Genomic DNA, 13162 nt, shown 5'->3' with positions numbered 1-13162 from the left:
ATCCCGTGCGCCAATCTTCACCAGTTGCTATTGCGAATTAATCGCAATAAGGTTCGAGCCAAGCTCGGGAACTTGGGGCGAAATCGCGTCGAATCGAGATCATCTCGACGACGCGAGCAACCAAGACCTGATGACAGGGCCGCCGCGAATCGGCAGGGATATCGCGACGGGTGGGACACATTCGCGTTTTGGGGGCGTGCGTTTTGACGTTGAGAAGTCACCGTTACAGATACTTGCGAACGGCCGCGGCGATTGCCTCGGGCGTGCTGGCTTTTCCCGCCGCGGGGCGCGCGGCCGATCTGCCGCTGAAGGCGCCGGCGCCGAGAGCGGTCTATGACTGGACCGGCCTCTATATCGGTGCGCATGCCGGCTATGGCCGCGGCTCGTCGCAGTTTGCGCTGAACGACGGCACAGGGATCAACGACAGCGGCGTCTTCAGCGGCATGATCGGCGGCGTGCAGGCGGGCTACAACTACCGCCTCAACTCCGGCTGGCTGGTCGGCGTCGAAGGCGATTTCACGTTCCCCAACTACATCACCTCGAATTCGATCGTCTCCTTCCTGACGACACCCGCCAACACTGTCACGCAGCAATGGGACTACACCGCCAGCCTGCGCGGCCGCGTCGGCTACACCAGCGGTCCGTGGCTGGTTTACGCCACCGGCGGCTTTGCCTGGATGGGCGAGCGCTATTTCGACACGCCGGCCTCCGGCGCCGAAGTCCCGAAAATCCTGAACACGCGGCCCGGCTGGATCGCGGGTGCCGGCGTCGAATACGGCTTCGCGCCGCATTGGAGCGCACGGCTCGAATATCTCTACAGCCGCTTCGACGGCGCCAATGTCGCCTTCTCCACGGGGGCCCAATACAGCTCTTCGTCGCTCGACTTCCAGCAGGTCAGGCTCGGCCTCAACCGCAAGGTCGATTGGCCGGGCATGCCGAGCTACAATCCGAACAGCTCGCTCATCGACACCGAATCGGATCGCTGGGAGATTCACGGCCAGAGCACCTATCTGCCGCAAGGCTATCCGTCGTTCCCCGCGCTCTACAGCGGAACGAACTCTCTCTCACCGACGAGGCAGGCCAAGGCGACCTGGAGCAACAGCCTGTTCCTGAACGCACGGCTGTGGGACGGCGGCGAGGTCTATTACAATCCCGAGCTGCTCCAGGGATTTGGCCTGAACGACACGGTCGGCGCGGCCGGCTTCCCGAACGGCGAAGCGCAGAAGTCGAACTTCCCCTATCCGCATTACAACACCTCGCGCCTGTTCGTGCGCCAGACCTTCGGCTTCGGCGGCGAGCAGGAAGAACTCGCCAGCGGCCAGTTGCAGCTGGGGCAAAAGGTCGACGTGTCCCGCCTCACCGTGCAGGCCGGCAAGTTCGCAGTGGTCGACGTGTTCGACGGCAATGCCTACGCCAAGGACACCCGCAGGGATTTCATGAACTGGTCGATCTGGGCCCCGGGCGCCTTCGACTATTCCGCCGACAAGGTCGGCCTTACCTACGGCGTCACCGCCGAGCTCAATCAGAAGCAATGGGCCCTGCGCGGCGGCTATTTCCTGATGGTCGCGGAGCCCAATTCAAATCATTTCGACACCAAGGTCGGGGAGCGCGGCCAGTACGTGATCGAGCTCGAGACGCGCTTCTCGCTGTTCGGCCAACCCGGCAAGCTCAGGACCATGGGCTGGCTCGACAGCGCCAACATGGGCAGCTTCCGCGAGACGTTGAACAATCCCGCGCTCAATCTCGACATTGCGCAGACCCGGCGCGGCCGCACCAAGGTCGGCTATGTCGTCAACCTCGAGCAGGCGATCACCGAAGATGTCGGACTGTTCGGCCGCTGGAGCTGGAACGACGGCAAGAGCGAAACGCTCGCCTTCACCGACATCAACCGCAGCCTGTCGGCTGGTCTTTCGATCAAGGGCACGAAATGGGGCCGGCCTGACGACGTGGTCGGCGTCGGCGGCGCGATCAACGCGATTTCGCAGGACTACCGGGACTTCCTCGCCGCCGGCGGCCTCGGCGTGCTGGTCGGCGACGGTGCGCTCAACTACCGCAAGGAGCGCATCCTCGAAACCTATTACGCCTATGCGCTGAACAAGAATCTCACCCTCACCGCCGACTACCAGCTCATCGTCAACCCCGCCTACAACGCCGATCGCGGACCGGTGTCGGTCATTTCCGGGCGGCTGCACGGGGAGTTCTGAGCGCAGTACGGCCCGGATGATGCGCGCGCCTCGTCCTTCGAGACGCCCGCTTCGCGGGCTCCTCAGGATGAGGCAAGCGACACCGGAGCTCATCGAAGCGCTCCGCACACTCCATCCTGAGGAGCGCGCACTTGCGCGCGTCTCGAAGGATGGGCCGCGGGCACGTCGCTCTTCGAATGCGATTGCTTCTCCCTGCAGCAGAGGCGCAGAAGTTCTACGCAGCGCGGATCGCGTCCAGGAACTTGCCGACCTCGACCTTGAGACGGCTGCTCTCGCCGGACAGCGATCTGGCCGAGGCGAGCACGTTGGAGGAGGCAGATCCGGTCTGGCTCGCGCCGCGCTGCACGTCGACGATGCTGGCGGAGACCTGCTGGGTGCCGCGGGCCGCCTGCTGCACGTTGCGGGAAATCTCCCGCGTCGCTGCGCCCTGCTCCTCCACCGCCGCGGCGATTGCGGATGCAATCTCGGACATGCGGGAGATGGTGTCACTGATCGACCTGATGGCGCCGACGGAGTCCTCCGTCGCGGTCTGGATTCCCGTGATCTGCTGGCTGATCTCGCCGGTGGCCTTGGCGGTCTGCTCGGCCAGCGCCTTGACCTCGGAGGCGACCACCGCAAAGCCGCGGCCGGCCTCGCCGGCGCGCGCCGCCTCGATGGTGGCGTTGAGAGCCAGAAGATTGGTCTGGCCTGCGATCTGGCTGATGAGCTCGACGACGTCGCCGATCCGCCCCGCGGCCTTGGCGAGCTCGCCGACATAATCGTTGGTCCGGCCCGCCTGCTGCACCGCTTCGCCGGCGATGCGCGCGGAATCCTGCACCTGCCGGCTGATCTCGTCGACCGACGAGGCCATCTCCTCGGCCGCCGCGGCAACGGTCTGCACGTTGGTGGAGGCCTGTTCGGAAGCGGCCGCGACGGTCGCGGTGACCTTTTCCGATTGATCGGCCGTGCTCGTCAGCGTTCCCGCGGACACTTCCAGCTCCGAGGAAGCCGACGACACCGTGTTGATCACGTCGCCGATCATGGCTTCGAAATCGCGCGCGATCTGGTCCATACGCTGGCTGCGCCGGAGCTTCGCGTCGGCCTCGACCGCGGCCGCCTCATCGGCGGCCTTCTTGGCGAGCAGTGAATCCTTGAAGTGCTGCAGCGAGCCCGCCACCTGGCCGATCTCGTCATTGCGGCCCGTCGCGGGATTCTCGACGTCGTGTTGTCCGGCAGCGAGCGTTGCGATCACGTCCGCGAGCCGGCTGAGCGGCGTCACCACGCGCCTGCGCAGCATCATGGTCACGCCACCGAGAGTCCCGAGCAGCGCCAGAACCACCACGCCTGCGAGCGCGAGCATCGCCAGTGCGCCATCGCGCGAGGCCGAGGCACGCTCGGAAGCTTCCGCCAATGCGGCATCGCGCACGCCGTAGAACATCTGGATGGCCGGCACGATGACCTTCGCCAGTTCGTCGGCGTTGCTGCTGTACTTGCCGTCACTCCGGGCTGCGGGAATCTCCTTGTCGACGGCGGCCGCAGCTTTTCCAAAATACGATTCCGTCGCCGCCTTCAGCGCGGTCGCGATGCGGGAGGGATTTCCGAGTTGGTCGATGCCTGCCTCGATGCGCTCGCGGTCGGCCTCCACGCGGCCTTGCATGCGATCCATCAGCGACAATTCGGTCGCCGTGAGCGGGCGGCTCGCGGACAGCGCCGGGGACAGCGTGGCCGCTCGGCTGCCGGCCGCGACACGCAGGTCCTGGGCCGTCCGCGCCAGGCTCAACAGCGCCGCGAGCGAGGAATCGGCGTTGATGACTTTCGCTTCGAGCCGGTTCATGACCGGCTCGATGTTGCCGATGACCTCGGCAACACCGGGGAGAAAGCCCTTGATCACAGCACCATCGCGCGCCGCCAGGGGGACGCTCATCGCGCGATCTGCCGCCGCGGTGACCTCCTTCAGCCGCCGTGCGGCACGGTCGAGATTCTCGACAATCGCTCCGCCGTCATTCAGCACCAGGATCGCGCGCCTTGCAGCCTCGAAGCCGGCCTCGGCGGCTTTCGCGGCCTTCCCGACCGCTTCGATCTGGGCTGGCGTCGCCGCCGCTTCCTGGAAGATCGGACCGATATAGGGGGCGCGAAGGCCGGCGACGTGCTGACTGACCATCAGGGTCGCACCAAAGGCATCGACAGTCTTGATCGCGTCGGAGCGGTTCGTGAAGATGCGCGTCTGGGGTATCAGCACCTCGGCGCCGAGGATGACTGCAAATACCGTCACCGTCAGCATCGACAGCGCGAAAAGCTTCCCGATCCGCATCCTGGGCCCCCCCGAATACACTTCTGCAATGTCGAAAACCTAGCCGGGGGCCACTAAGAGCCCGTTAAGCACCGGCATTCCCGTAGTTCCACGGGAGCTCGCGCAAGCGGAGTCGAAGTCAGCGGCGACACGGTTCCCTCGGGGCGCCAAATGCGGCAAAATTGCCGGCATTTCTTCGCCGAATACCTATATCAAGGCGTGTGCGTCCTCTTCGGCCACACTCCCTTACCTCGGAACGTCAATGCTCTCGGTCGAACTCGTCATCGTCGTCGTCCTGATCGTCATCAACGGCCTCTTGTCCATGTCGGAGCTGGCCGTGGTCTCGTCCCGCCCGGCCCGGTTGTCGATGCTCGCCGCCAAGGGCGTGCGCGGCGCCGAGCGGGCGCTGACACTGGCAGCCAATCCCGGCAAGTTCCTCTCGACGGTGCAGATCGGCATCACGCTGGTCGGCGTGCTCTCCGGCGCGTTCTCCGGCGCGACGCTCGGACAGCGGCTGACGCAATGGCTGCTCGAGCTCGGTCTATCCGCGGGAATTGCCGACATCGTCGGCGTCGGCATCGTCGTGACGCTGATCACCTACGCCACCCTGATCGTCGGTGAGCTGGTGCCGAAACAGGTGGCGCTGCGCGACCCCGAGAGCATCGCGGTCAGGGTCGCGCCCGCCATGCACGTGCTTGCGAAAGTCTCGCTGCCGCTGGTCTTTCTGCTCGATCTCTCGGGCAGGCTGATCCTCACGCTGCTCGGCCGCGGCGGCAAGGCCGAGGAGAAGGTCTCGGAGGACGAGATCCACCACCTCGTCAGCGAGGCCGAGAGCGCGGGCGTGCTCGAGCCCGGTGAGAAGGAGATGATCGCCGGCGTGATGCGGCTCGGCGACCGGCCGGTCGGCGCGGTGATGACGCCGCGCACAGAGGTCGACGAGATCGACCTCAACGACGATCCGGCGGCCATCCGGGAGATCATCGCCAAGAGCCCGCATTCGCGCTTTCCCGTCTCCGACGGCGACCGCGACAAGCCGATCGGCGTGCTCCAGGCCAAGGACCTGCTGATCGCCTATATGAACGAACGCACGCCGGACCTGCGCGCGCTGGTGCGCGAAGCGCCCGGCATCCCGGCGTCGGCAGACGCGCGCGACGTGCTGACCATCCTGAAGGCTGCGCCGGTCCACGTCGGTTTCGTCTACGACGAATATGGCGGCTTCGAAGGCATGGTGACGGCCGCCGACATCCTCGAATCGATCGTCGGCGCCTTCCATTCGGAGGCCGGACCGCCGGAGCCCGCCTTTGTCAGGCGCGCCGACGATTCGCTGCTGATCTCGGGCTGGATGCCGGTGGACGAATTCGGCGAATTGCTCGGCGTCGAATTGCCGCCGCACCGCTACAACACGGTGGCCGGCCTGGTGCTGCAACAGTTCAACGTGCTGCCCGACACCGGCGATGCCTTCGACTTCGGCGGCTGGCACATCGAGGTGGTCGATCTCGACGGGCGGCGGATCGACAAGATCCTGGCGAGCCGGTTGAGTGAGGTCGAGACGGGGTAGTTGATAGAGCGAGCCTCAACCACAGCTGTCGTCCCGGACAAGCGCGCTTCAAGCGCGCGCCGATCCGGGACCCATACTCCCGGAAGGCCGTTTGGCGAAGATTCGGAGTTGCCAGCTCGCGCGGCGACTTCTCCCTGTGGTTATGGGTCCCGGGTTCGCGACTTTGTCGCGCCCCGGGACGACAGCGGTGTTTGCAGCGCGAACTCACCTCGCGCCAACTCACCTCACCCGAACCTCACGCCGATCCGCTTCTCCTTGCGCCAGATCACGGTGCACGACAGATGCGTTCCGTCCGCTTGGACGAACAGGGTGAAATGCTCGGGAATGCCGACCGGGCTGGTGACGTCGAGCGCGGCACCGGTGTCGGACAGGTTGCGGACGGTGCAGTCGATCGCGCCGCCGCCGAACTCGATCGTTCCGGCCTTCAGCACGCGATGTCTCGCCTTGTCGCGCCGTTCGTCCATGGGCACAATCTACACCCAAAGTTGAACAAAATCTTAAATGCCAGCTCCGCTCGCGACGAATATGCGCGGGCCGGGCCGGTGCCGCCACCGGCCGAGCGATGCCCTATGGCGCCGGCTGGAACGTTTCCGCCTGCGCCAACCGCCAGGCGTCGCGGAAGCGCGGGTCTTCGGTGCCTTCGAGCAGCTCGCCAGGACGCAGCGCCGGATAGAGCTGCGCAAAGGATCTCACATCGGTGGTCGAGGTGCGCTGGGTGAAGTGAATCGGGCGCAGCTGCTGCGGATGCTCGAGGCCTGCCGCGGCGATCAGCTCGGTCAGCGAATGCAGCGTCGCGTGGTGATAATTGTGCACGCGGTCGATCTTGAGCGGCACGTAAAGCGCACGCGCGCGCGTCGGATCCTGGGTCGCCACCCCGGTCGGGCAGCGGTCGGTGTGGCAGCTCAGCGACTGGATGCAGCCGAGCGAGAACATGAAGCCGCGCGCCGAATTGCAATAGTCGGCGCCGATCGCCATCGCGCGCGCCATGTCGAAGGCGGTGGCGATCTTGCCGGACGCGCCGATCTTGATGCGGTCGCGCGCATTGATGCCGATCAGCGCGTTGTGGACGAAGTTGACGCCCTCGCGCATCGGCATGCCCAGATGGTCCATGAATTCCAGCGGCGCCGCACCGGTGCCGCCTTCGTTGCCGTCGACGACGATGAAATCCGGATAGATGCCGGTCTGAAGCATCGCCTTGCAGATCGCCAGGAATTCCCAGGGATGGCCGATGCACAGCTTGAAGCCGGCCGGCTTGCCGCCCGACAGGCGGCGCATCTCGGCGATGAACTGCATCATGCCGGCCGGGGTGGAGAAGGCGCGATGCGAGGCCGGCGAAATGCAGTCCTCGCCCATCGCGACGCCGCGGATCTTGGAGATCTCCTCCGAGACCTTTGCCGCCGGCAGCACGCCGCCGTGGCCGGGCTTGGCGCCCTGGCTGACCTTGAGCTCGACCATCTTGATCTGGTCGTCACCGGCGACGCGCGCGAACGCTTCGGGATCGAAGGTGCCGTCGAGATGACGGCAGCCGAAATAGCCGGAGCCGATCTCCCAGATGATGTCGCCGCCCATCTCGCGGTGATAGGGGCTGACGCCGCCCTCGCCGGTGTCGTGCGCGAAGCCGCCCTTCCTGGCGCCGGCATTGAGCGCGCGCACTGCGTTGGGGCTGAGCGCGCCAAAGCTCATCGCGGAAATGTTGAACACCGAGGCCGAATAGGGCTTCTTGCAGTCGGGGCCGCCGATGCTGATGCGGAATTTCTCCTCGGCATGCGCCTTCGGCGACACCGAGTGATGCATCCACTCGTAGCCCTGGCGGTAGACGTCCTCCTGGGTGCCGAACGGACGCTTGTCGAGTTCCATCTTGGCGCGCTGATACACCACCGCGCGGGTGTCGCGCGAGAACGGCATGCCGTCCTTCTCGCTCTCGAAGAAATACTGCCGCATCTCCGGGCGGATCTCTTCGAGCAGGAAGCGGATATGCGCCGAAATCGGATAGTTGCGCAGCACCGCGTGGCTCTTCTGCAGGAGATCGCGGACGCCGAGCAGCGTCAGCGCGCCGAAGATCAGGATCGGCACCAGCAGGATGTCGAAGATCTTGCGGTCGGCGATACCGATACCGATCAGGAGCGCGGTGACGACTGCGCAGATCGTCAGCACGATGAAGCGCGGCGAGAATGGCAGCAGCAGGGTCTCCATGATCCCCTCCTCCGCCAGCGGCAGGCGTTTGTGGGATGAGTGTTGGGAGAAGTCCTGCGTCTTGGTGTCGTCGGCCACGATTCCCATCCTCTCGCCAGCAATGAGGCGGTACGATACGCCCTTGCCTGTCATACGGATATGACGCGGCCCTTGTTTCAGGCTAGCGAATTCGGCCGAGATAGATCAATCAGCCCGATGGGCGGGTTTTGCAGTGCAGCAGAAGGGTGGTGGAGGGGCGGCGGACGCTGGGCCCTTAATGGCCGCGCGTGGGGTCACACTGGATTCCCCAAGCTCAGCTGTCGTCCCGGGCAAGCGTAAGCGCAGACCCGGGACCCATAACCACAAGATGTCGTGGTGAGAGAAGACTGTCACTCCGACCCTTCGCATAACCACGGCCTGTGGTTATGGGTCCCGGATCGGCGCTCCGCTTCGCTGCGCTTGTCCGGGACGACGAGTTGAGTGTGGCGCGCGATTACGCCGCTTCTTCAAAAGAGCTTAGCGCTCGACGAATGCCTTCTCGATCACGAAATGGCCAGGCTTGTTGCCGCTTCCTTCGATGAAGTCACGGCCTTCGAACATCACCTTCAGCTCTTCGAGCATCCCCGGGCTGCCGCACATCATGATGCGGTCGGTGGCGATGTCGAGGGGCGATTGCCCGATATCGTTGAAGATCTGCTCGGAGTTGATGAGGTCGGTGATGCGGCCGCGGTTCTTGAACGGCTCGCGGGTCACGGTCGGGTAGTAGATCAGCTTGTCCGCGAGCAGCTCGCCGAACAGCTCATCCTCGCGCAAGGAAGCGACCAGCTTCTCGCCATAGGCGAGCTCGGAGACCTGGCGGCAGCCATGCACCAGCACGATCGACTCGAACTGGTCATAGACCTCGGGGTCCTTGATCAGGCTCGCGAACGGCGCGAGGCCCGTTCCGGTCGAGAGCAGCATCAGCCGCTTGCCGGGAAGGAGGTTATCGGTGATCAGCGTGCCGGTCGCCTTGCGGCCGACCAGGATGGTGTCGCCCTCTTTGATCTTCTGCAGGCGCGAGGTCAGCGGGCCGTCCTGAACCTTGATCGAGAAGAACTCGAGCTCTTCCTCGTGATTGGCGCTCGCCATGCTGTAGGCGCGCAGCAGCGGACGGCCGTCGATCTCGAGGCCGATCATCGCGAACTGGCCGTTCTGGAAACGGAAGCCGGTATCGCGCGTGGCGCGGAAGCTGAACAGCGTGTCGGTCCAGTGCTGGACGGAAAGAACCTTCTCTCGGTAAAACGCGCTCATGATTTTCGATATTCCGAATAATTGCGGTTTTAGGGCAAAAGCGTTGCCCGGCCCTGAAACGGGGCGGACACCATTGCCATGGCGGAGGATTTCGCGTGTGTGATCTACGCCATTGAGACCAATAATCAACCTCGTTCCGGATGCAATTGATGCCGGTCAAACCGGCATTTGCGGCGGAATTGGCCATATTGTTAATGAATCTGCTGCCGGGCGCGCGCGGCGGGCAATTTCTTTTCCCTGCAGCGTTCGAATGCAGCACTTAATTTCCATCGCGCTCGCGAGAATTTCATTAAGAATAGCTCTGACTTTCACCCTGGTTCGGCGCCGTTTCCCGCATTTTTGCGGCTTTTGGCGCCAGGAACGTCTGAAGCGCGACGGAAACACATGGCGGCAAGCGACGAGCGAATCTTCGTCCAGGCCATCAGGCGCTATTGCGCGGAGCATGGCATTGCGGTCGATGTCCGCGCCGGTGGCTGGCTGATCGCGATGCGCCGGGGCGATGAGCGGCGCTTCGCCTTCGGCTACGACATCGGCCTCAACAGCGCCATCGCCCATCGCCTCGCCAACGACAAATCGGCGACATCAGAGGCGCTGGCGCTGGAGGGCGTGCCCTGCATTTCCCATCACCTCTTCCTCAACCCGAAGCTGGGCGTGCACGTCGCCGGTGCCGATTGGCGCCAGCGGATGCTCGCGCTGCTCGCTCAGAATCCGCAAGGCGTGGTGGTGAAGCCGAACGAGGGGACATCGGGGCGCTCGGTGTTCAAGGTGACGACGGAGGCGGAACTCGACCACGCGGCCAGCGAGGTGTTTTCGATGAGCGCCGGGCTCGTGATCTCACCCTATGTCGCGATCGAGGACGAGGTCCGCGTGGTGCTGCTCGATGAGGCGCCCCTCGTCGTCTACAGCAAGCAGCGCGGCACGGATTGGCGACATAATCTCGATGCCGGCGCAAAGCCGGTGTTGCTGGGGGACAGCGAGGTTCGAACGGCCTGCGTGGAGCTGGCAATGGATGCCGCGCGCGCGATCGGCATCGCTTTTGCGTCGATCGACGTGGTCCGCGTCGACGGCGAATGGAAAGTGCTCGAGATCAATTCCGGCGTGATGATGGAAACGCTCGGCAAGCTGCATCCGCAACTGGTGCAAGCGGCGTATGATGCGGCGCTGGATCGGGTGTTCGATCGAGTGCACAGCGAACGATGACCCATCACCGCCACCCCCAGCGCAACGGCAAGGCCGTTGCGCTGGGGGTGGCAGCTTCTTCAGCGGCCCTCGAAGGGCGACGGCCCGGCTGCCAGCTCGGCCGTTCATCCTTCGAGGCCTGCTCGGCGGTGCGCTTGCACCGCCGAGCGCGCGCCTCAGGATGACGGAGAGAGAGCGAACCGCCGTCTAATTATTCGCGCTCGCTGAATCGTCCATCGCCTTGAACGCCTCTTCCAGCTGCAGCGAGATCGGCACGTTCAGACGTTCGCCGGTGGGAAGCCTTGCGGTGAACCATTTGTTGTAGAGCGGGACGAGGTCGCGGTTGGAGCCGAGCTTGCGGAAGGCGCGCTCGACCACGGCCGATAGCTGCGGCTCGCCCTTCCTGAACATGATGCCGTAGGGGTCGTAGGACAGATAATCGCCGGTGACGCGGAACTTGTCCTGCGCCTTGTGGCGCGCGATCAGGCCGAAGAGCAGGATGTCGTCGGTTGCGAAGGCATCGGCCTTGCCATCGGCGAGCATCTGGTAGGATTGCTCGTGATCGGCGCCGACGGCGATGTTCAATCCCAACGAAAATTTCTTGTCCGCGGCCTGGATCGCCTGCTCGTTGGTGGTGCCCTTCGTCACCACGATGGTCTTGCCCTTCAGATCGGTGAGCGACTGGGCGCTGGATGTCTTCGGCACCATCAGCTTGGTCCCGGCGACGAACATCAGCGGCGAGAAGGCGACGCGCTTGCCGCGCTCGGCATTGGCCGTGGTCGAGCCGCATTCCAGGTCGATCTTGTTCTGCAGCACGGCGTCGATGCGGTCGTCCGAGGTGACCTTGACGTAGTCGATTCTGAGATTGGGATCGTCGACCTCGACGCCGATCTCCTCGACGATGGCCTCGCAGAGCTCGAGGCTGTAGCCGATTGGACGGCCCGACTGGTCGAGGAACGAGAACGGCGGCGAGCTCTCGCGATAGCCGAGCCGCACGGTGTGCGCCGTCTTGATGGCCGACAGCGTCGGGCTGAGCCCTTCGCCGCCGGTCTGCGCGGATGCCGAGGTCGCGAACAAGGAGGTTGCGAGCAACGATGCCGCGAGCAACAAGCCGATTGAGGTCAGTGACCTCGCCAGTGTCTGGCCCATGGTTCGCTCCTATCCATGGCCGGCCATCGCGGGCACTTCGCCCGGCACCATGTCCTCAGGCACGACCTCGCCGGGTCCGAGCTCGTGCTCGGGCCCGAGCTCGCCTTCCCATTTGGCCACGACCGAGGTCGCGAGCGTGTTGCCGATCACGTTGGTGGCGCTGCGACCCATGTCGAGGAAGGTGTCGATGCCCATGATCATCAACAGGCCCGCTTCGGGGATGTTGAACTGCGCCAGCGTCGAGGCGATCACCACGAGCGAGGCGCGCGGCACGCCGGCGACGCCTTTCGAGGTGATCATCAGCGTCGCCAGCATCGCAAGCTGGGTGCCGAGCGGCATGTCGATGTGATAGCTCTGCGCGATGAAGACGGCCGCGAAGGTGCAGTACATCATCGTGCCGTCGAGATTGAAGGAATAGCCGAGCGGCAGCACGAAGCTCGAGATCCGCGACGACGCGCCGAAGCGGTTGAGCGCCTCGAGCGTCTTCGGATAGGCCGCCTCCGAGCTCGCGGTCGAGAAAGCGATCATCAGCGGCTCACGGACCAGCTTCAACAGATGGCTGTAGCGCGGGCCGATCACGATGAAGCCGACGATGACCAGGATGGTCCACAGGATCGCCAGCGAGAGATAGAAGCCGCCCATGAACACGACGAGCTTCCAGAGCACCGCGAGGCCGTTCTTGGCGACGGTTGCGGTGATCGCCGCCCACACCGCGAGCGGCGCGAACAGCATCACGTAGCTCGTGACCTTGAGCATGATGTGGCCGACGTCGTCGATCATCGCGAGGATCGGCTTCGAACGTTCGGGCATGGAGCCCATCGCCACCGAGAAGAACACCGCGAAGATCACGATCTGCAGGATCTCGTTCTGCGCCATCGCGTCCGCGATCGAGGTCGGGATCAGATGGGTCAGGAATTTCTCGATCGAGAATGCCGACACCGGCAGGCCGGTCGATTGCCCCGCCTGGGGCAGCGTGCCCGGGAAGTTCGCACCGGGCTGCAGCAGGTTCACCATCACGAGGCCGAGCAGCAGCGAGACGAAGGAGGCGCTGATGAACCAGCCCATGGTCTTGGCGAAGATGCGGCCGAGCTTGGAGCCCGAGCCCATATGGGCGATGCCGCCGACCAGGGTCGCGAACACCAGCGGCGCGATGATCATCTTGATCAGGCGCAGGAACATCATGGCGATCAGGTTGATGGAGGAGGCCCAGTCGGCGCGCGTGTCGGGCAGGAAGTTGTAGATTGCCGACCCCATGATGATGCCGAGCACCATCGCGGCCAGAATGTATTGCGTAAACCTGTTCGACATCGCTTACCCCCACGTACACCGGCGCTTCATGAT

9 protein-coding genes are annotated in these 13162 nt (G+C 64.5%); 3 read left to right on the top strand and 6 right to left on the bottom strand.

Translation table 11 applies throughout. The features are described from left to right. The first annotated feature begins 233 nt into the window (after positions 1 to 233). Positions 234 to 2204, top strand: a complete 1971-nt coding sequence (locus CIT37_RS04175; RefSeq protein WP_028143818.1) for a carbohydrate porin — start codon at positions 234 to 236, stop codon at positions 2202 to 2204. 214 nt (positions 2205 to 2418) lie between these two features. Here the strand turns inward: CIT37_RS04175 and CIT37_RS04170 are convergent, their stop codons facing one another. After that, entirely contained in the window at positions 2419 to 4494 is a 2076-nt protein-coding gene (locus CIT37_RS04170; RefSeq protein WP_095424467.1) for a methyl-accepting chemotaxis protein, read from the bottom strand. A gap of 241 nt (positions 4495 to 4735) precedes the next feature. Here CIT37_RS04170 and CIT37_RS04165 point away from each other — a divergent pair, with 241 nt between their 5' ends. Beyond that, on the top strand, positions 4736 to 6031 hold the full coding sequence (locus CIT37_RS04165) for a hemolysin family protein (RefSeq protein WP_028143820.1): 1296 nt from the start codon (positions 4736 to 4738) through the stop codon (positions 6029 to 6031). 224 nt (positions 6032 to 6255) lie between these two features. Here CIT37_RS04165 and CIT37_RS04160 read toward each other — a convergent pair whose 3' ends face one another. From CIT37_RS04160 to CIT37_RS04150, 3 genes are all read right to left on the bottom strand, one after another. Further along, positions 6256 to 6495, bottom strand: coding sequence for a PilZ domain-containing protein (locus CIT37_RS04160; RefSeq protein WP_018316424.1), 240 nt, complete (start codon positions 6493 to 6495; stop codon positions 6256 to 6258). A gap of 103 nt (positions 6496 to 6598) precedes the next feature. Next, positions 6599 to 8311 carry an FMN-binding glutamate synthase family protein gene (locus tag CIT37_RS04155; RefSeq protein ID WP_174719452.1) on the bottom strand — a complete coding sequence of 571 codons (1713 nt, stop codon included), beginning with the start codon at positions 8309 to 8311 and terminating at the stop codon, positions 6599 to 6601. A gap of 408 nt (positions 8312 to 8719) precedes the next feature. Continuing rightward, positions 8720 to 9493: a ferredoxin--NADP reductase gene (locus CIT37_RS04150; RefSeq protein WP_028143822.1), complete on the bottom strand. Its 774-nt coding sequence runs from the start codon at positions 9491 to 9493 to the stop codon at positions 8720 to 8722. Between the two features lie 384 nt (positions 9494 to 9877). On the opposite strand from CIT37_RS04150, the gene CIT37_RS04145 reads away from it, so the two are divergent. Further along, positions 9878 to 10693, top strand: a complete 816-nt coding sequence (locus tag CIT37_RS04145; RefSeq protein ID WP_095424468.1) for an ATP-grasp domain-containing protein — start codon at positions 9878 to 9880, stop codon at positions 10691 to 10693. A 186-nt stretch (positions 10694 to 10879) separates the two neighbouring features. Here the strand turns inward: CIT37_RS04145 and CIT37_RS04140 are convergent, their stop codons facing one another. Together CIT37_RS04140 and CIT37_RS04135 are read right to left on the bottom strand one after the other, a co-directional pair. Beyond that, a complete protein-coding gene (locus tag CIT37_RS04140) occupies positions 10880 to 11821 on the bottom strand; it encodes an amino acid ABC transporter substrate-binding protein (protein WP_095424469.1) in 942 nt (313 codons plus the stop codon). A gap of 9 nt (positions 11822 to 11830) precedes the next feature. Further along, a complete protein-coding gene (locus tag CIT37_RS04135) occupies positions 11831 to 13129 on the bottom strand; it encodes a dicarboxylate/amino acid:cation symporter (RefSeq protein WP_095424470.1) in 1299 nt (432 codons plus the stop codon). Positions 13130 to 13162 lie beyond the last annotated feature (33 nt).

The organism is Bradyrhizobium ottawaense (assembly GCF_002278135.3).
Taxonomy (GTDB): Bacteria; Pseudomonadota; Alphaproteobacteria; order Rhizobiales; family Xanthobacteraceae; genus Bradyrhizobium; species Bradyrhizobium ottawaense.
The sequence above is the reverse complement of the archived record's forward strand: the minus strand, read 5'-3'. Positions and strand labels throughout refer to the sequence as shown.